The sequence below is a fragment of the Streptomyces sp. 3MP-14 genome (assembly GCF_006334905.2).
Lineage (GTDB): Bacteria > Actinomycetota > Actinomycetes > Streptomycetales > Streptomycetaceae > Streptomyces > Streptomyces triticirhizae.
The window spans coordinates 416278-434287 of sequence record NZ_VDLZ02000006.1 but is presented as its reverse complement, the minus strand read 5'-3'; the positions used below and the strand labels follow the sequence as shown (position 1 = coordinate 434287).

Here is an 18010-nt window from a genome sequence, read left to right as displayed (position 1 = left end):
CGGGCATCATCGGGGGCCATGGCCGATGTGACCGGGCGGATGTTGGCACTGCTGGCGACGCTCCAGACGGGCCGGGCGTTCACCGGCGCGGAGTTGGCGCGGCTGCTGGGCGTCAGCCGCAGGACGCTGCGCCGGGACGTGGAGCGGCTGCGCGGCTACGGCTACCCGGTGGCCACCCGGCCCGGGCCCGGCGGCCACTACCGGCTGGCGGCCGGGCGCGGCCTGCCGCCGCTGGTGCTCGACGACGACGAGGCCGTCGCCGCGCTGCTCGGCGTGGCGACGCTCGCCGCTTCGGCCTCCGGCGAGGCGGGCGGCCTCGACGACGCGGCGCGGCGCGCCTACGGCAAGCTCGACCAGCTGCTGCCGGCCCGGCCGCGCTCCCGGGCCGCCGCCCTGCGGGCCAGCCTGGAGACGGGCGAGCGCCCGGCGCCCGGCGTCGAGCCCGGCGCGCTCGCCGCGCTCGCCGAGGCCATCGCGGAACGGGAGACCGTCACGTTCGCCTACCGCGACGCGCGCGGCGCCGACAGCCGCCGCCGGGTCGAGCCACACCGCCAGGTCCACCTCAACCAGCGCTGGTATCTGCTGGGTTGGGACCTGGAACGGGCGGACTGGCGGGTCTTCCGCACCGACCGGATCGAGGACCTGTTGCGCACCGGCGCGCACCACGGCGCGCGGACGCTGCCGGCGGAAACGGCGCTGGGCTATCTGCGCGCCGGCCTGAACGCGCGCCGCCGCGAGGTGCGGCTGGTGGTCGAGGCGCCGCTGGCGCGGGTCGCCGACGCGCTGCGCCACGAGGACGCGCGCCTCGAAGCGCTCGGGCCCGCACGGACCCGCGCGACGCTCGGCGTGGACTCCTGGGAGTGGCTGCCGCTGCCGCTGGCGTTCCTCGACGCGGACTTCCGCGTCGAGGGCCCGCCGGAGATCCTCGCCGGCTGCGCCACGTTCGCCCGCCGCCTCCTCGCGGCGACCGACCACGTGCCGGGAGGTCGGTGACTAGGCGGCGTCCCGGGCGGGCGGCGTCCCGTTCGCGTTCTCCCGCCCGTCGCCCAGGGCGCGCGGGCCCCGGGCGCGGCGGACGGTCAACGCGGTGACGGCGACCACCGCCGCCAGCGCCAGCGCGCAGGGCAGCAGCAGGAAGCGCAGCACCAGGGACAGCTGGGTCTCCCCGGTGGCGTGGAGCAGGAAGAGCACGGCGATCGGCAGCAGGCACAGGCCCAGCACCAGCCGGGCCGGCTCGAAGCGGTGGCGGCGCACCACCCTTCGCTGCGGTTCGTGGTGGTGCTTCACGGCCGTGGCTCCTCTCCCGCGCGCTCGATCTCAACATGGCCGACGCCCATCTCCAGCCGCAGGTCGATCCTGGGGTTCTCCACGGCCACGGCCTCGACCTCCCGGGGGTCCCCCGCGCCTGGCGCCTCGGCCTCGGGCGCCTGCTCCTCCGGCACGGTGGCGTCCACCACCGCCGGGTACTCCAGGGTGCGCTCCTGGCCGAAGCCGCCCCACGAGTCGCGGTCGTCGCTCCCGCCGATGCCGCGCAGCGGCTGGTAGGTGAACGCGCCGGCGCCGATCTCCACCTCGATGTTCAGGTCCACGTCGTAGGGCACCAGCACGGTGATCTGCCCGGCGCCCGCCTCCACCTCGGTGGTCAACGTCCGCCCCGGCGCCAGGTCCACGCCCGTCAGGTCCAACTCGGCCTCACCGCTGCCCAGTTCGTACCCGGCCAGCACCGCGCCCGGGCTGTCGGGCCGCCAACGGTGGCTCTCCCAGCTGGTGGTGATGTTGTCCGGCAGCACCGAGGCGCTCACCATCACGACGCCCGTCAGCAGCACGGCCGTGATGGTGCCGAGCCCCAGCCGGCCGACGAACGCGCTCACCAGCAGCCCGATCCCGAAGACCGCCAGCGCCGACGCCGAGCCGATCACCAGCACCGAACCCAGCGGCTGGCTGGTCCAGGACGCCGCGACCCCGACGCCGAACGCGATCACCGCCAGCAGGAACACCAGCCCGCCCAGCCGCACCTCCCTCGGCTCGGGACGGGGCAGCGGCGCCCAGCCGCCCGGCCGGCCAGGCGCCGGCGGCCCGGCCGGCGGGCCGGTGCGCGCGTAGTCGCCGGGCGCGGCGTGGGCCGGGCCCCACAGGTAAGTGGTCGGGCCGGCGTTGCCGCGCCACCACGACGGGCCGGTCGGCGCCGGCGGGCGCCGCGCCTCGGGCGGCGCCTCGGCCGCCGCCTGCGCGATCTTCGACGGCGCCGGCGCGCCCTCGGGCGTCGTCGCCTGCTCCGTGCCGCGCCGGTACCGCGCCCAGTAGGCGGCGCCCGCCAGCGCGGCCAGCACCTCAAGCGAGAACCAGGTCGTCGGCCCGCCGTTCCCCAACGCGGCCAACAGCAGCCCGCAGCCGGCCACCACGAAGAGCAGCGCCGTCAGGCCGGGCCCCTCGACGCGGCCGGAGAGCAGCCGGCGGCCCTCGTTCTCCTCGTCGTCCTCGAACGGCGTGATCAGCCACGCGATGCCGTAGACGATCAGCCCGAGGCCGCCCAGCACCGACAGCACCACCAGCGGCACCCGGAAGATCACCGGGTCCACCCGGTAGTAGCGGCCGAACCCGCCGCACACCCCGCCGATCACCTTGTGCCTGCGGGAGCGGCGCAGCGGCGCCTCGTCGGGCGTCGCCGGCGCGGTCGCCGTCGGGGCCGGCCCTCGGCCGGCGCCCGACCGCCTGCGGTCGTCGGTCATGGCCCCATCCTCTCCTCAGCGGGTGGGCGGCGGAATCCGGGGAGCCCCGGAGCTTTCCCGGCGTTCCCTTCCGGGGCACCCCTGATGTGCCAGTGGGGCCGCTCGTGTGACGATGCGGGGCATGACGATCGCCACGCCCTACGGCGGCGCCGGGGACGAGGCGCCGCTCCGGAAGCTCTACCGCAGCGCTGACGGGCGCTGGTTGGGCGGGGTGGCGCAGGGCCTGGCCGGACACCTGGGCGTCCCGGTCTCCTGGGTCCGGGTGATCCTGCTGGTGCTCTTCTCGTCCAACGGCCTGGGCGTGCTGCTGTACGCGGTGTTCTGGTTCGTGGTGCCGCTGGGCACCCCCGAGACGCCGACCGCCCCGGCCCGCCGCAAGCTGACGCTGCGCAGGCCGGGCAAGGAGTCGCTGGTCGCGGCGCTGGTGCTGGCCGTCGCGCTGTTCGCGCTCGGCACCAGCGTCCAGTACCCGATCTCCAGCCGGTACCTGTGGCCGCTGCTGATCATCGGCGTCGGCGCCGCCGTCGTCTGGCGGCAGGCCGACAACTCCCGGCGCGCCGTCTGGGCGGAGGCCACCCGCAGAAGCCGCTGGCTGCCGCTGCTGCGCAGCGCGGCCGGCGCGGTGCTGGTCGGCGCCGGCATCTCCGTCTTCGTGCTGGGCCAGGGTGTGGCGGCGACGGAGAGCCTGGGCGCCGCGCTCCAGGCCTCGGTCGCCGTGGTCGTCGGCATCGCGCTGCTCGCCGGCCCCTATCTGGTGCGGATCGTGCAGGACCTGTCCGAGGAGCGCACCATGCGCATCCGCGCCCAGGAGCGCGCCGAGGTCGCCGCCCACGTCCACGACTCGGTGCTGCACACCCTGACCCTGATCCAGCGGAACGCGGAGAACGGCCGCGAGGTGGCCCGGCTGGCCCGCGCCCAGGAACGCGAACTCCGCGCCTGGCTCTACCGTTCCGCCGAGTCCAGCACCGGCCAGCCGGTCGAGGAGGACGAGGAGCCGAAGACCCTCGCCGAGGCGGTCCGCGCCACCGCCGCCGGCGTCGAGGACCACCACGGGGTGCAGATCGAGGTGGTCTGCGTCGGCGACTGCCCGCTGGACGAGCCGCTGGGCGCGACGTTGCAGGCGGCGCGTGAGGCCATGGTCAACGCGGCCAAGTACGGTGGAGACGGCGGGCCCATCCGGGTGTTCGCCGAGGTCGAGGGCCGCACGGTCTTCGTCTCGGTGCGCGACCGCGGCCCGGGCTTCGACCCGGACACGGTGCCGGCCGACCGGATGGGCGTGCGCGAGTCCATCGTGGGCAGGATGCGGCGCAACGGCGGCAGCGCCCGGGTGCGGTCCACGCCGGGCGAGGGGACAGAGGTGGAGCTGACGATGGAGCGAACCGAATGAGCCAGGCACCCACGAACGAGACGCCGGGCGGACGACGCGCCCGGGTGGTGCTGGTGGACGACCACCGGATGTTCCGCGCCGGGGTGCGGGCCGAGATCGGCCGCACCGAGGAGACCGGCGTCGAGGTCGTCGGCGAGGCCGGGGACGTGGACCAGGCGGTCAGCGTGATCAAGGCCGTCCGGCCCGACGTGGTGCTGCTCGACGTGCACCTGCCGGGCGGCGGCGGGGTCGAGGTGCTGCGCCGCAGCGCCGAGTTGATGAGCGCGGCCGAGGACGCGGTGCGCTTCCTGGCGCTGTCGGTCTCCGACGCGGCGGAGGACGTCATCGGCGTGATCCGGGGCGGCGCGCGCGGCTATGTCACCAAGACGATCACCGGCACCGACCTGGTGGACGCGATCTTCCGCGTCGCCGACGGCGACGCGGTCTTCTCGCCCCGGCTGGCCGGCTTCGTGCTGGACGCGTTCGCCTCCTCGGAGGCGCCGCCCGTCGACGAGGACATGGACCGGCTGACCCAGCGGGAACGCGAGGTGCTGCGGCTGATCGCGCGCGGCTACGCGTACAAGGAGGTCGGCAAGGAGCTGTTCATCTCCGTGAAGACGGTGGAGAGCCATGTCTCGGCCGTGCTGCGGAAGCTGCAACTCTCCAACCGCCACGAGCTGACCCGCTGGGCGACGGCCCGCCGCCTGGTCTGAACCGGCGCGGGCCCCGCCTCGCCGGCCCGCGTCGCTGCCACGCCCGGCGGCCGGGCTGGCCAAGACTGGGGCGATGTTCGGTTTCGTGGTGCTCGCGGCGGCGCTGGTCGCGGCGGGACGGGGCGCGTGGCGCGCGCCCTCGTTCCGTGGCGCGGCGCTGTCCCTGCTCGGTGTCATCGCCACCGGCACGGCCTTCTACCGGGTGCACGAGCACTGGTCGGTGCTGGACGCGCTCTACTTCTCGGTGACCACCGGGCTGACCATCGGCTACGGCGACCTGGCGCCGTCCAGCACGCTCTCCCGGGTCTTCACGATGCTGTACGCGGCGAGCGCGGTCAGCCTCTTCGCGATGGTCGGCGGCCTCCTCGCCCGCACCGGCCTCGCCCAACGCCGGGCCAGGCGCCACCACCACGACCCCTCCTGACGCCGCTGCTACCGTGTGGGTGATCAACCGTCAACATCGCGTAAGCGAAGGGGAGTTCCCACACCGTGCTCCGCCACCGACTGGCCGTCGCCACGGCCCTGCTCCTCGCCCTCACCGCCTGCGGCGGTGGCTCCGACGACAACGCCGACGACCCGATCCCCGGCGTGGACGAGGAGACCACGGCCCCCTCGGAGGAGACCTCCGACCCCGAGGCCGACCCAGAACCCGACCCCGACGCCACGGAGATCCCCCTCCCCGACGACGTCGAGCTGATCTTCGACTGGGAAACCCCCGACGACCCCACCGAGGCGGCCGCCCTCGAAGGAGCCGCCGACTACCTCCGCTCCATCGCGGCCAGCATCGTCGCCCAGGACCCGGAGCGGGGCGTCTACCTCGGCTACGCGGCGAGCGACGGCGCCCGGGGCTACGCCCGGGAGCAGATCCAGGCGTGGGTGGACAACGGCTGGACGATGCACGGCACCGACCGCTACTTCGACGCCGAGGTCGCGCCCGCCGAGAGTGGCGGGATGCGGGCGCAGTTCTGCGGCGACAGCACGGGGATGATCGGCAAGGACGTCGAGACCGGCGAGCCGCTCTCCGCCGACCAGCAGATCGAGGAGTCGATCTACCGCTACGACGTGGCGCTCGTCGGGGCCCCGGGAGTCGAGGACTTCTGGCAGGTGAACGGCATCGAGGTGACGGACGGGGCCGCGTCGTGCGGCGGCTGATCCTCCCCACTGCGTTAGCCGTCCCCCCGCTGCTCCTGCTGGCGGCGGGGACGGCGGCGGCCGACCCGCTCACGCGGACCGGTGGCAGTTCCGAGCACGGGGACGTCGGCGCGGCGGCCTCGGCCCAGGACGTGACCTTCGACGAGAGCGACAACGGCGACGGCGGCCCGTTGACCACCACCGCACGGAACTGGTCCCCTCCCCCGTGCTGGTACGCCCCGAGATGGAACCCGGACCAGCTGAACGAGTTCGCCGAGGAGGCGTGGGACCCCAGCACAGAGACGGGCACCGCCGCTTCCGCCCTCGGCTGGATGTGGAACCACTACGACAGCGGCGAGCCCTACACCGACTTCAACGCCGAGGAAGCCGGCAACGGCATGTGGTGGGGGCCGGTCGAGAACCCGTCGGAGCCGGACCTGTTGGAGCGGACGTCCTGCTCGGAGATCCCCTTCTGGGTGGAGAACGGCGTGGTGCCCGACGTCGAGAACGCCCTGTCGCCCCAGGTGCTGGCCGAGTTGGCCTACGAGCGCATCCGGGTGCCGGACACCGAGGTCACGTTCAGCCCGGCCGCGTTGGACGGGCAGGTCGTCAACCTGCCGACCTGGGTCTGGGCGGAGAGCGGGGACTACGACCAGGTGGCCGTGACGGCGACGCTGGAGAGTTGGGACATCTGGGCCACGACCACCGCCCGGCCGACGGCCCTCACCATCGAGCCCGGCACCCCGGACGCCGAGACCCACCCGGCGTCGGGCAGCTGCCCGATCAACGAGGACGGCTCCATCGGCACCCCGTACCCCGCCGGCGACGGCGACGGCGAGGACGCCATCCCGCCCTGCGGCCTCACCTACCTCCGCGCCACCCACGACGCCGCGAGCTACCCGTTGACCGCCAGCATCACGTGGTCCATCGCCTGGGAGGGCTCCGGCGGAACGGGTGGCACCCTCCCGGACGCCACCTTCGCCACCACCCACGAGGTCCAGGTCAACGAGATCCAGTCCATCGTCCGCCCCTGAGAGAGCCCGGACCACCGGCTCACATGCGGTCGATCTCGGTCAGATCCAGATCGATCCGGTAGGGCTCGTCCACCTTCAACCAGCCGTGGTAGACCCCGGTCGGGCTGTACCAGGCGGTGCGGGCGTCCCGTTCGAAGGTGTAGACGACCGGGTGGTCGTCGGAGCCGGCCATCTCCACGCGCCAGAAGTGGGGGATGCCCGCGCGGGCGTACTTCAGGGGCTTGGTCTCGCGGTCCCGCTCCGCCGACTCGGGGGAGACCACCTCGACGACCAGCAGCGCGTCCCTGGCCTCGTACCGGGTCTGGCGCCGGCTCAGCACGGCGTCGGCCCGCACCACCAGCACGTCCGGCTCGGGCGCGGTGTGCTCGGTGAGCACCACGGTCATCTCCCGCTTGACGCGCAGCCCCTCCGGCGCCGAGCGCCGCAGCCCGGCCGTGACGAGATCCACGGCCAGGGAGTGGAAGGCGGACCGTGGCCCCGCGAGGACGAGCCTGCCGTCGATCAGCTCGGTGTGCGGCGGGAGTTCGGGCAACCGGTCGAGGTCGTCGACCCGGTGACCTCCGGTTGAGGGCAACGGTCATCCTTCCGAACGGGCGGCGCGGCCGCGCGCGTTGACGACCGGGTGACGGGACAACCGGCGGGCCCGTTGGCCCGGGCCCCCAGAGGCCCGGGCCTCACTCCCACTCGATCGTCCCCGGCGGCTTGCTCGTGATGTCGAGGATGACGCGGTTGACGTCCCGCACCTCGTTGGTGATGCGGGTGGAGATCCGGGCCAGCAGGTCGTACGGCAGGCGGGACCAGTCGGCGGTCATGGCGTCCTCGGAGGTGACGGGGCGCAGCACCACCGGGTGCCCGTAGGTGCGGCCGTCGCCCTGGACGCCGACGCTGCGGACGTCGGCGAGGAGGACCACCGGGCACTGCCAGATCTCCCGGTCGAGGCCGGCCGCCGTCAGCTCCTCGCGGACGATGGCGTCGGCCTCGCGCAGCAGGTCGAGGCGTTCGCGGGTCACCTCGCCCACGATCCGGATGCCGAGCCCGGGCCCGGGGAACGGCTGCCGCTGGACGATCTCGTCCGGCAGGCCCAGCTCCTGGCCGACCATCCGGACCTCGTCCTTGAACAACTGCCGCAGCGGCTCGACCAGTTCGAACTCGATGTCCTCGGGGAGCCCGCCCACGTTGTGGTGGGACTTGATGTTGGCGGTGCCGGTGCCGCCGCCGGACTCGACGACGTCCGGGTAGAGGGTGCCCTGCACCAGGAACGCGACATCCTCGCCGGCCGCGCCGGCCTCCGCGATCAGCTCGGCCTGGGCCTGCTCGAAGACGCGGATGAACTCCCGCCCGATGATCTTCCGCTTCTGCTCGGGGTCGGAGACGCCCTTGAGTGCGGTCAGGAAGCGCTCGGAGGCGTCCACCAGCCGCAGCCGGGCGCCGGTCGCCGCGACGAAATCCTTCTCGACCTGCTCCGTCTCGCCCTTCCGCATCAGCCCGTGGTCGACATAGACGCAGGTGAGCTGGTCGCCGATGGCCCGGTTGACGAGGGCGGCGGCGACCGCCGAGTCCACGCCGCCGGACAGCGCGCAGATGGCGCGCCTGGTGCCGACCTGGGCGCGGATCGCCGCGACCTGCTCCTCGACGATGCTGCCGGTGGTCCAGGTCGGCCTGATGCCGGCGCCCCGGTACAGGAAGTGCTCCAACACCTGCTGGCCGTGGGTGGAGTGCAGCACCTCCGGGTGGTGCTGGACGCCGTAGAGGCGGCGCTCGTCGTTCTCGAACGCGGCGACGGGAACGGTGTCCGTCGCCGCCGTCACCGCGAAGCCCTCGGGCGCGGCCGAGCAGGCGTCGCCGTGTGACATCCACACCTGCTGCCGGTCGGGCGTCCCCTCGAAGAGGGTGGAGCCGGAGCGGGTCACCGACAGCTGGGTGCGCCCGTACTCGCGGGCGCCGGTGTTGTCGACCGTGCCGCCGAGCGCCTGGGCCATCAGCTGGAAGCCGTAGCACATCCCGAGGACCGGAACGCCCGCCTCGAAGATCGCCGGGTCCAGGCCGGGGGCGTCCTCGGCGTAGACGGAGGCGGGGCCGCCGGAGAGGATGATGGCGCTGGGCCGCCGGGCCAGGATCTCGTCCACCGGCGCGGTGGAGGGCACGATCTCGCTGTAGACGCGGGCCTCGCGGACCCGGCGGGCGATGAGCTGGGCGTACTGCGCGCCGAAGTCGACGACGAGGACCGTGTCCTGGGGGGCCGCTTCGTGCACGGATGCCACGGGTGCCACGTCTTCCACGGATGCCACGGAGCTGCCTTTCGTGCCTACCCGGCCTGCTGCCTGTCGGCGGGGTTGGTGCGGAGTTGGTGCGGGGGTGCGCCGTCCCGACGGACGGAGTGCGCTGCGGTGCCGTCGAGTCTACCGGCGGCGGCCCGGGCGCCGTCCGGGCCGCCTTGGGGGCCCGGCGGGGGCGGTGGCATACTCGGGCCCATGCCACAGCGGCGGCACGACTTCTTCTTTACCTATGGCACCGGTCCGGCCGGAGGTCATGGGGACTGTCGCACGCGGCACTGACAACGAACTCCCCGACGCCCCGGGCCCGGATCGACCGGCCCGGGGCGTCGTCGCGTTCGCTGGGCCGACGTTCCGGCCGCCGGGCCGTCCCGACCGTTCCGGAGGAACGACCATGACGACCCACCTCACGACCGGGCCGACCAGCCACGCCGCCGACCACACCCCCACGGCCCCGGCCCCCGCCGGGGTGAGCAAGCTCACCGACCCGGCCCGGGCCCAGGACCCGGCTCCCGAACCAGTTCCCGAACCGGACCCGGAGGCGGTGATCGACCAGGCGCGCGCGGGGATCGACGCGCTGGACGCCGAGATCGTGCGCCTGGTGCGCGAGCGGATGGCGCTCTCCGAGCGGGTGCAGCGGACCCGGATGGCCAACGGCGGCCGCCGGATCAGTCTGGCCAGGGAGAACGCGGTACTGCGGCGCTGGCGCCACGAGTTGGGCGAGCCGGGCACCACCCTGGCGATGACCCTGCTGGAGCTGTGCCGGGGCCGGGTCTGAGGCGCGGAACGAGGCCGACGCCGCGACGGGCGGCGGCCGAACCGGGGGACGAGGCGTCACTCGTACGGAGCGTGACCGGCCGCCGGGGCCTTCGTTGAAGGTGGTGTCCCCGGGGCGATGAGGCGGTGTGGCCCTCGCGGTGTGGCGAGGACCACGCGCCGTGGGACCTCGCTCCGGTGCGGTGGCCGGGCAGCAGGGGACAGCAGGCCGGTCACGCCCCACGGCCGGTTCTCGGGACGCCGAGGACCGGCCGCCCGGACTCTTGCGGGATGCCTCCCGTCTCCCGCACGATGCGGGGAACGGGTCCAAGGACGTTGGCGGACCACGGCGCACCCCCCTCCGGTGGTTCGACAACGAGAAGCGGCGCCTACCCCCCGGGTGCCGCTCCCAGCACCGGCGCCGCCCTGTCGCCGTGCTGACCCGGGGGCCCCGGCCAGCGGCCGGGGCCCCCGGCGCGTTTCCGCCCGGTCCCGCACCTTTCCAAACATCCGTGTCCGATTCGTGACCAGATCGCGAACAACCTTCTTCGGTCCCCACCGGTCCAACCACATGCACGCCTCCTTCTGAGCCGTGCCACCATGACCGGAGAGGCCCGTTCCCATTCCCCCGAGGGACGGGCCTCTCCGCTCGTCCGGTCCGCTCCCCCGCTCCGCTGGGTTACTCGTCGTCGCGCGGCGGGACCTCGGGGACGGGCAGCAGCACCGCCGGCAGCCGCAGCGCGCCGAACGCGGACTCCGGGACCGCGGGCCGGCGCGGCGGGGTGGGCGGCAGCGAACGGTAGGGCTCGCCGGGTGCCGGGCGTTGGTCCGGTTCGCCCGCGTTGGGCCAGAGCGCGAACGCCCGTTCCGCCTGGGCGGTGATGGTCAGCGCCGGGTTGACGCCCAGGTTGGCGGAGACGGCGGAGCCGTCCACCACCGAGATGCCCGGGTGCCCGTGCAGCCGGTGGTAGGGGTCGACCACGCCGGACGCCGGGTCGTCGCCGATGGGGCAGCCGCCGAGGAAGTGCGCGGTGAGCGGGGTGCCGATCAGCTCGCCGACGTTGGTGCCGGCGAACCCCCCGATGTCCTCGGCGAGATGGCGCGCCGCCTCGGCGCCGGCCGGGATGAAGTCGGGGTTGGGCGCGCCGTGCCCCTGCCGTGCGGTGAGCAGGCCCCGGCCGGGGCGGCGCGTTCTGCGGTAGGTGGTCAGCGAGTTGTCGTGGGTCTGCATGACCAGCCCGATGATGGTCCGTTCCGACCAGCGGCGGTTGGACATCGACAGCAGGAAGACCCAGGGGTGGCGCACGCTGGTGGCCGCGTACGCCAGCGCGCGGGGCAGCCGGCCGCCCTGCCGGAACTGCTTGATCGACAGGAAGCCCATCGCGTTGGAGCCCCGGCCGTAGCGGACGGGCTCGATGTGGGTGTGCTCGTCGGGGTGGATGGAGGAGGTGATGGCGACGCCCCGGGTGAAGTCGAGCGTTGCGTCCCGGCCCTGCCGGGCCCGGTAGCGGCGCGGGTTGGTGCGGGCGCCCACCAGCGCCTCGGAGTTGGTGCGGGTCAGGGTGCCGAGGCGGTCGGAGAGGCGCGGCAGGGCGCCGGTGTCCCGCATCCGGTGGAGCAGCGTCTGGGTGCCGTAGGTGCCGGCGGCCAGCACCACCCGGCGCACCCGGAGCGTGGTGCGCCGCCTCCGGCGCCCGCGCGCCCCCGCGTCGGTCGGCGCACAGGCGACGAGATGCCCGCGCCCTTCGGGGAGTTCGCGCACCTCGGTGACGGTGGTCAACGGCCGGATCTCGGCGCCGGCGCGCTCGGCGAGGTGGAGGTAGTTCTCGTTGAGGGTGTTCTTGGCGCCGTGCCGGCAGCCGGTCATGCACTCGCCGCACTCCCGGCAGGCGCGCCGGGCCGGCCCCGCGCCGCCGAAGTACGGGTCGGGCACCTCCTCGCCGGGCCGCGCGCGACGCTCCCCGCTCTCCCTCTCGGCGCCGCCGTCGGCATCCGCGCCGTCGCCGAAGAAGACGCCGACCGGCGCGAGGTGGAAGGTGTCGCCGACGCCCATCTTCTCGGCCGCCGCCCGCAGATGGCGGTCGGCGGGCGTCGTCGTGGGGTTGGTCCTGGCGCCGAGCATCCGCCGCGCCTGCTCGTAGTAGGGGGTCAACTCCCGCCGCCAGTCGGTGATGTGGGCCCACTGCCGGTCCCGGAAGAAGGCGTCGGGCGGAACGTAGAGGGTGTTGGCGTAGTTGAGCGAGCCGCCGCCGACCCCGGAACCTGCCAGGATCATGACATTCCGGAGGAGGTGGATGCGCTGGATGCCGTAGAGGCCGAGCCGGGGCGCCCACAGGTAGTCGCGCAGATGCCAGGAGTTCTTCGGCAGCTCCTCGCGCCGGAAGCGGCGGCCGGCCTCCAGGACCACCACCCGGTACCCCTTCTCGGTCAGCCGCAGCGCCGCGACCGCCCCGCCGAAGCCGGAGCCGACCACGGCGACGTCGTAGTCGAACGCGCCGTCCTCGTCCGGGGGTTGGGCGCCGGGCGGCTGCCGCCCGGCCGGGGCCTCGTTCATCAGCGCACCCCCAGCGACTTCATGGCCCGCAGCGAGCGGCTGATCAGGGCCGTGTAGCGGCGGTCGTCCAGGCCGTGCGAGGGCCCCAGCGGGAGCAGCCGCTGGCGGGCGACGGTCTGCGGCTCGGTGTACTTCAACAGCCCCTCGGCGCCGTGCCGCCGGCCGAGCCCCGAGTCGCCCATGCCGCCCATCGGCGCCCGCACGCTGCCGTAGGCCGCGGCGTAGCCCTCGTTGATGTTGACGGTGCCGCAACGCAGTCGGGCCGCGATCCGCCGGGCGCGGCGCGCGTCGCGGGACCAGACGCTCGCGTTGAGGCCGAAGCGGGTGTCGTTGGCCCACGCCACCGCCTCCTCCTCGGTGGCGAACCGCCGCACCGCGACCACCGGGCCGAAGGTCTCCTCGGCGCAGACCCGCATCGGCGGGGCGACGTCGGCGAGCACCGTCGGCTCGTGGAAGTAGGGGCCCAGGTCCGGGCGGTGCCGCCCGCCGGTGAGCACGGTCGCGCCCAGCGCCACGGCGTCCTCGACGTGCTGGGTGACGGTGGCCAGTTGGGCGGCCGAGCTGAGCGAGCCCATGTCCACGCCGTAGTCGAGGGCCGAGCCGAGCCGCAACGCCTCGACCCTGGCCACGAAGCGGGCCAGGAAGTCGTCGGCCACCGAGGCGTCGACCAGCAGCCGTTCGACCGAGACACACAGCTGCCCCGACGAGGAGAAGCAGGCCCGGACCGCGCCCTCGGCGGCCCGTTCCAGGTCGGCGTCGCGCAGCACCAGCAGCGCGTTCTTGCCGCCCAACTCCAGGCTGCTGCCGATCAGTCGGGCGGCGGCGCGCTGTGCGACCTCGCGGCCGGTGCGGGTGGAGCCGGTGAACGTCACGAAGTCCGCGTACTCCACCAGCAGCGGCCCCACCACCGGGCCCTCGCCCAGCACCACGGTGAGCACGTCCTCGGGCAGCCCCGCCTCGATCAGCAGCCGCCGGGCCCACAGCGCGGTCAGCGCGGTCTCGGTGTCGGGCTTCATCACCACGGCGTTGCCGGCCAGCAGCGCGGGCAGCACGTCGCCGGCCGTCAGCTCCAACGGGTAGTTCCACGGCGCGATATGGCCGACGACGCCGTGCGGGTGGCGGATCTCCCGCACCTGCGTCAGCAACGGAATGGCGCCCAGGTGACGGCGCGCGCGGAGCCGGCCTGGGGCGGTGCGGCCGTAGTGGCGGGCGGCCATCGCCACCGACTGCACCTCCTCGTGCGCGGAGAGCCGGCTCTTGCCGGTCTCCAGCTGCACCAGGTCCAACACCTCGGACTGGCGGCGCAGCAGCAGGTCGTGGAAGCGCAGCGCGACCCGCGCGCGCTCCCGAACGGGTCTGGCGGCCCAGGCGGGTTGGGCGGCTCTGGCCCGGTCGAAGGCGGCGGCCACGTCCTCGGGGGTGGCCTCCGGGAGTTCGGCGAGACGCTCGCCGGTGAACGGGCAGTGGCAGGCGGTGCGCTTGCCGCCCTCGACCCCACGGGTCAGGGAGGCGACCAGGGCATCGGTGACGACGCGGGCGGCGGCCTCGCCCGCGTCTGACTGCGCTGTCGTCATAGCCGGAGGGTACGACGGCCCGCCACGACTGCCTACCCGTTGGTAATCAGTTTTTGCCAGTGATCGCTGGCAGGGTGACGCTGCGCGAGGGGCGCTGCGCGGGGGGCGCTGCGCTGGCTTGGGGAGACGGCCGGCGCCGGTGGGCCTGACGGCGGTCGCCCGGGAAACGGGGCGAAGGGCGCTGCGCCGGCGGGCGGTGACGGCGTCGGCCGGGGAACGGTGCGCGGGGCGCTGCGCTGGCCCGCCGGCGACGGCGGGCGCCGGTGGGCTCTGACGACGGGCACCCGGGGGCGCGGTGCGCGGGGCGCTGCGCTGGCCCGGAGGGACGGCCGGCGCCGGCGGTCGTGCGGGAAACGGGGCGAAGGGGCCGCGCGAGCGGCCGAGCCGGGTGGCCGAGCCGGGTGGGCGGACGGAGCAGGAACGCCGAGCGGACAGGGCGGGCGGACGAAGCGAGCGGCCGGGTGCGAGCAGGCACGCCGGGCGGACGGACCAGGCGGACAGGTCGGGCAGGTGCGCCGGGCGGATGGGGCGGGCGGGGTAGGCAAACCGGGCGAGGAAATGCTCGCCGGGGCAGAGCCCGGCGGACAGGGCGAGGAAAATGCTCGTCGACCCGAACGTCCGTTCCCCTAGAGTCGGTTCATGACGGAACTTCCCGAGGCCGGCCGCCGGCCCGCCGACTGGCTGGCGCTGGGCGCCGCGGGCGTCACGGTGGTGTTGTGGGCCACCGCCTTCGTCTCGATCCGCAGCGCCGGCGACGCGTACTCGCCGGGGGCGCTGGCCCTGGGCCGGCTCGCCGTCGGCACCCTGCTGTTGGGGCTCTTCTGCCTGGTGCGCCGGACGAGCCTGCCGCCCCGTGCGGCCTGGCCCGGCATCGCGCTCTCCGGCGTGCTCTGGTTCGGCCTGTACATGGTCGCCCTCAACTGGGGCGAACGCGAGGTGGACGCCGGCACCGCCGCGATGGTGGTCAACGTCGGCCCGGTGCTGATCGCGCTGCTCAGCGCGTGGCTGCTGCGCGAGGGGCTGCCCCGGCCGCTGCTCGCGGGGATCGCGGTCTCCTTCGCCGGCGCGGTGGTGGTGGGGGTCTCCGTCTCCGACTCCGCGCACGCCTCGACGCTGGGCGTGCTGCTCTGCCTGTTGGCCGCCGTCTGCTACGCGGCGGGCGTGGTGGCGCAGAAGCCGGCGCTGGCGCACGCCGGCGCGCTGACCGTCACGTTCTGGGGCTGCCTGGTGGGAACGGTGGCCTGCCTGCCGTTCACCGGCGTGCTGGTCGCCGAGGCGGGAGACGCGCCGCTGTCGGCCACGCTGAACATGATCTATCTGGGCACGTTCCCCACAGCGTTGGCGTTCACCACCTGGGCGTTCGCGCTGGCCCGCACGACCGCCGGGCGGATGGGCGCGACGACGTATGTGGTGCCGGCGCTGGTGGTGATCATGGCCTGGGCGCTGCTGGACGAGACCCCCGGCGCGCTGTCCCTCGTCGGCGGGGCGCTCTGCCTGGCCGGCGTGGCGGTCTCCCGCCGGCGCTGGGGCCGCGCGGCCGGGCGGGGAGACGGCCGCGAAGCGGCCCCGCGCTCCAGGACGGTGGCGGCGAACAGGCCACCCACGGCACCCCGCGACCGCTCGGACCACGGCGCCTAGCCAACAACGGCCCGCACGCGAGCGCCCGTTGGGCAGCGCGGCGCGGTGCATCGGCTCGGGGACGGCGAGCAACGCCGGGACTGGCGGGCAGAGTTGTGCCGGAGGGCCTGTGCCACGCCCGCCGGGTGAACGCGGCGCCGTGCCCGGGTGGGCGCGGGGCGCGCGGTGGTCGACCAGACAACGACGCCTCCGCCGTTGCGGGCCCACCGCTCGGGCAACGGGCCCGCACGACGACCCCGCACCCCCGGCCGCCCCCCAACCGGCGGCGGCCGCACCGCCGTTGCCCCGCCACACGCGAAAGCACCCCCCGCGACGCCCCCGGCCAAAGGCCGAAACCGCACCCGGCGCACAGCGCCTCCACCCCGCCCGGCCGCGCAGCGGCCGGGAACAGGACCACCCCCCGCACCCGCAACCGGCGGCGGCCGCGCCGCCCGTCACAGGAGGAACGTCAGCCGCTCCAGCAACCCCTGGTACACCCGGTCCCCCGCCGTCGCCGCCTCGCCCTCCGCGCCGAGGGTCGTCACCTGGACCTGCCAGTGCGAGCCGGCCGACGGGCCGCCGAAGTGCAGGGAGCGGCGTTCGGCCGGGCCCTCGTCGGGCCGGGTCGCGCTGGTCGTGACGACCCGCAACTCGGCCGCGTCGCCGCCCGACTGGAACTCGACCGGCCACGCGTCGCCCTCCACGGTCGCGTGGTTGGCGGTGTCCGCCCGATACGCGGCGACCTGGTGCTCCGCCTCCGTGAGCGGCGGGGAGGTGAAGCCGGGGTGGTACCAGAGGTCGACCGAGTGCCGCCCGTCCGGCGAGCGGTAGCTCACCTGCCGCTCGGAGTTGGGGTTCTGCTCGCGCACATAGCCGGGCGGCAGGGCCAGCGTCATGGCCAGGTTCGGCTCGTCGACCGCGTTCCACTGAGCCGGGGGCGCGACCTCGGCCGGCGGCCGGTCACCGTTCGCGGCGTCATCCCGGCCTGCCGGGTCGTCGGTCGGGTCGGTCGGGTCCCGCGTACCGTCCTCGCCGCCGGCCTCCCGCTCGTCCGTCGCGCCGTCCTCGCCGGACGCGCCGTCCTCGGTCTCCTCCGCGCCGGGCCGTTCGTCCTCGTCCGCGTCCTCGACGCCGTCCCCGTCCGCGTCCCCCGGCGTGGGCCCGTCCGCGCCGGCGTCCGCGCCGGCGCTCAACGAGGTCTCCGCGCGCCCCCGTTCGCCCTCGCCGTCCTCCGCGTTCGCCCCGCCGGGCCCGCCGGGCCACGGCGTCAGCAGCAGCACCGTCGCCACCAGCACGGCGGCGGCCGAGCCGCCGACCACCCACCGGCCGCGCCGGCCCGGCCTCAGCCGCCGCCACCCGCCACCGCCGCCGGAACCGGCGGCGGGCGCGCCCGCCGCCTCGCGCGTCAACACCCGCCGGATCTCCTCCGGTTCGGGCCGGGCGCTCGGCCGCTTGCTCAGCAGGCGCAGCACCAGGTCGCCCAGCGCGTCGTCCACCCGTTCCGGCGGTCGGGGCGGCGCGGAGATCACCGCCTGGAGGGTCGCGGCGAAGTGGTCCCTGCGGAACGGGGAGACGCCCTCGGTGGCCATGTAGAGCAGCACGCCGAGCGACCACAGGTCGGCGCCTGGCCCTGGCCGTTCGCCCAACGCCAGCTCGGGCGCGACGAACTCGGGCGAGCCGACGAACGCGCCGGTGTCGGTGAGCGCCTGCTCGCCCTCCACCCTGGCGATGCCGAAGTCGGTCAACACCACCCGGTCGAACGGCCCGAGCAGCACGTTCGCCGGCTTGACGTCGCGGTGCAGCACGCCGGCGCCGTGCGCGGCGACCAGCGCCTCCAGCACGCCGAGCCCGATCCGCGCGGCCTCGGCCCGTTCGATCGGCCCGTCCGCCAGCCGCTGTTCGAGCGAGCCGCCCCGCACCAGCTCCATGACCAGCCAGGGGCGGCCGTCCTCCAGAACCAGGTCGTGCAGGGTGATCACGCCGGGGTGCCCGATCCGGGCGGCCGCCGTCGCCTCCCGCCGCATCCGGGCGAACGCCCGCTGTCTGCGGGCCGGTTCGACGCTCGCCGGCAGCCGGGGCTCCTTGACCGCGACCTCGCGGCCCATCACCTCGTCCCTGGCCCGCCAGACGGTGCCCATGCCGCCCTGCCCCAGCCGCTCGACCAGCAGATAACGCCCGCCGAGCAGCCTGCCCTGACCGTCGCCCGCCCCGTGGCGTGGAACGGCGTGCGCGCCTTCGTTCACCAGACAGCTTCCCCCGTGTT

At 74.9% G+C, this 18010-nt stretch carries 15 protein-coding genes; 8 read left to right on the top strand and 7 right to left on the bottom strand.

The features are described 5' to 3' along the window. Positions 1–18: 18 nt before the first annotated feature. A complete protein-coding gene (locus FH609_RS12845) occupies positions 19–993 on the top strand; it encodes a helix-turn-helix transcriptional regulator (protein WP_139667075.1) in 975 nt (324 codons plus the stop codon). Here FH609_RS12845 and FH609_RS12840 read toward each other — a convergent pair whose 3' ends face one another. Next, positions 994–1287, bottom strand: coding sequence for a hypothetical protein (locus FH609_RS12840; protein WP_139667076.1), 294 nt, complete (start codon positions 1285–1287; stop codon positions 994–996). It abuts the gene before it with no gap. After that, positions 1284–2729 (bottom strand): PspC domain-containing protein, encoded by a 1446-nt coding sequence (locus FH609_RS12835; RefSeq protein WP_139667077.1) that lies wholly within the window; start codon positions 2727–2729, stop codon positions 1284–1286. The genes FH609_RS12840 and FH609_RS12835 overlap by 4 nt, the downstream gene beginning before the upstream one ends. Before the next feature lie 121 nt (positions 2730–2850). On the opposite strand from FH609_RS12835, the gene FH609_RS12830 reads away from it, so the two are divergent. From FH609_RS12830 to FH609_RS12810, 5 genes are all read left to right on the top strand, one after another. Continuing rightward, complete coding sequence (locus FH609_RS12830; protein WP_226961599.1) at positions 2851–4116, top strand: ATP-binding protein; 1266 nt, start codon at positions 2851–2853, stop codon at positions 4114–4116. Beyond that, on the top strand, positions 4113–4808 hold the full coding sequence (locus tag FH609_RS12825; protein WP_122185756.1) for a LuxR C-terminal-related transcriptional regulator: 696 nt from the start codon (positions 4113–4115) through the stop codon (positions 4806–4808). The genes FH609_RS12830 and FH609_RS12825 overlap by 4 nt, the downstream gene beginning before the upstream one ends. Before the next feature lie 73 nt (positions 4809–4881). Next, the gene (locus FH609_RS12820) at positions 4882–5232 is read left to right on the top strand and encodes a potassium channel family protein (RefSeq protein WP_139667079.1); all 351 of its coding nucleotides are present in this window, start codon (positions 4882–4884) and stop codon (positions 5230–5232) included. 65 nt (positions 5233–5297) lie between these two features. Then, complete coding sequence (locus tag FH609_RS12815) at positions 5298–5960, top strand: hypothetical protein (protein WP_139667080.1); 663 nt, start codon at positions 5298–5300, stop codon at positions 5958–5960. Further along, positions 5948–6973: a hypothetical protein gene (locus FH609_RS12810; RefSeq protein WP_139667081.1), complete on the top strand. Its 1026-nt coding sequence runs from the start codon at positions 5948–5950 to the stop codon at positions 6971–6973. Before FH609_RS12815 ends, FH609_RS12810 begins: the two co-directional genes overlap by 13 nt. A gap of 19 nt (positions 6974–6992) precedes the next feature. Here FH609_RS12810 and FH609_RS12805 read toward each other — a convergent pair whose 3' ends face one another. Together FH609_RS12805 and guaA are read right to left on the bottom strand one after the other, a co-directional pair. Then, positions 6993–7547, bottom strand: coding sequence for a Uma2 family endonuclease (locus FH609_RS12805; RefSeq protein WP_139667082.1), 555 nt, complete (start codon positions 7545–7547; stop codon positions 6993–6995). Positions 7548–7647: 100 nt separating this feature from the next. Then, a complete protein-coding gene (guaA, locus tag FH609_RS12800; protein ID WP_139667083.1) occupies positions 7648–9234 on the bottom strand; it encodes a glutamine-hydrolyzing GMP synthase in 1587 nt (528 codons plus the stop codon). Between the two features lie 406 nt (positions 9235–9640). Here guaA and FH609_RS12795 point away from each other — a divergent pair, with 406 nt between their 5' ends. Then, on the top strand, positions 9641–10024 hold the full coding sequence (locus tag FH609_RS12795) for a chorismate mutase (RefSeq protein WP_139667084.1): 384 nt from the start codon (positions 9641–9643) through the stop codon (positions 10022–10024). A gap of 657 nt (positions 10025–10681) precedes the next feature. Here the strand turns inward: FH609_RS12795 and FH609_RS12790 are convergent. Continuing rightward, entirely contained in the window at positions 10682–12556 is a 1875-nt protein-coding gene (locus FH609_RS12790; RefSeq protein WP_139667085.1) for a GMC oxidoreductase, read from the bottom strand. Then, on the bottom strand, positions 12556–14130 hold the full coding sequence (locus FH609_RS12785) for a succinic semialdehyde dehydrogenase (RefSeq protein ID WP_139667086.1): 1575 nt from the start codon (positions 14128–14130) through the stop codon (positions 12556–12558). Before FH609_RS12785 ends, FH609_RS12790 begins: the two co-directional genes overlap by 1 nt. 639 nt (positions 14131–14769) lie before the next feature. Between FH609_RS12785 and FH609_RS12780 the strand changes: the two genes are divergently transcribed. Beyond that, positions 14770–15768, top strand: coding sequence for a DMT family transporter (locus FH609_RS12780; protein WP_139667087.1), 999 nt, complete (start codon positions 14770–14772; stop codon positions 15766–15768). 434 nt (positions 15769–16202) lie between these two features. On the opposite strand, the gene FH609_RS31060 is transcribed toward FH609_RS12780, so the two are convergent. Then, entirely contained in the window at positions 16203–17990 is a 1788-nt protein-coding gene (locus FH609_RS31060) for a protein kinase domain-containing protein (RefSeq protein ID WP_226961598.1), read from the bottom strand. Positions 17991–18010: the final 20 nt, after the last annotated feature.

What these genes read in the sequence shown, in the direction of transcription:
- FH609_RS12845 (WP_139667075.1), top strand. Translation starts at nt 19, where the DNA reads ATGGCCGATGTGACCGGGCGGATGTTGGCACTGCTGGCGACGCTCCAG.
- FH609_RS12835 (WP_139667077.1), bottom strand. Translation starts at nt 2,729, where the DNA reads ATGACCGACGACCGCAGGCGGTCGGGCGCCGGCCGAGGGCCGGCCCCG.
- FH609_RS12830 (WP_226961599.1), top strand. Translation starts at nt 2,851, where the DNA reads ATGACGATCGCCACGCCCTACGGCGGCGCCGGGGACGAGGCGCCGCTC.
- FH609_RS12825 (WP_122185756.1), top strand. Translation starts at nt 4,113, where the DNA reads ATGAGCCAGGCACCCACGAACGAGACGCCGGGCGGACGACGCGCCCGG.
- FH609_RS12820 (WP_139667079.1), top strand. Translation starts at nt 4,882, where the DNA reads ATGTTCGGTTTCGTGGTGCTCGCGGCGGCGCTGGTCGCGGCGGGACGG.
- FH609_RS12795 (WP_139667084.1), top strand. Translation starts at nt 9,641, where the DNA reads ATGACGACCCACCTCACGACCGGGCCGACCAGCCACGCCGCCGACCAC.
- FH609_RS12790 (WP_139667085.1), bottom strand. Translation starts at nt 12,556, where the DNA reads ATGAACGAGGCCCCGGCCGGGCGGCAGCCGCCCGGCGCCCAACCCCCG.
- FH609_RS12785 (WP_139667086.1), bottom strand. Translation starts at nt 14,130, where the DNA reads ATGACGACAGCGCAGTCAGACGCGGGCGAGGCCGCCGCCCGCGTCGTC.
- FH609_RS12780 (WP_139667087.1), top strand. Translation starts at nt 14,770, where the DNA reads ATGACGGAACTTCCCGAGGCCGGCCGCCGGCCCGCCGACTGGCTGGCG.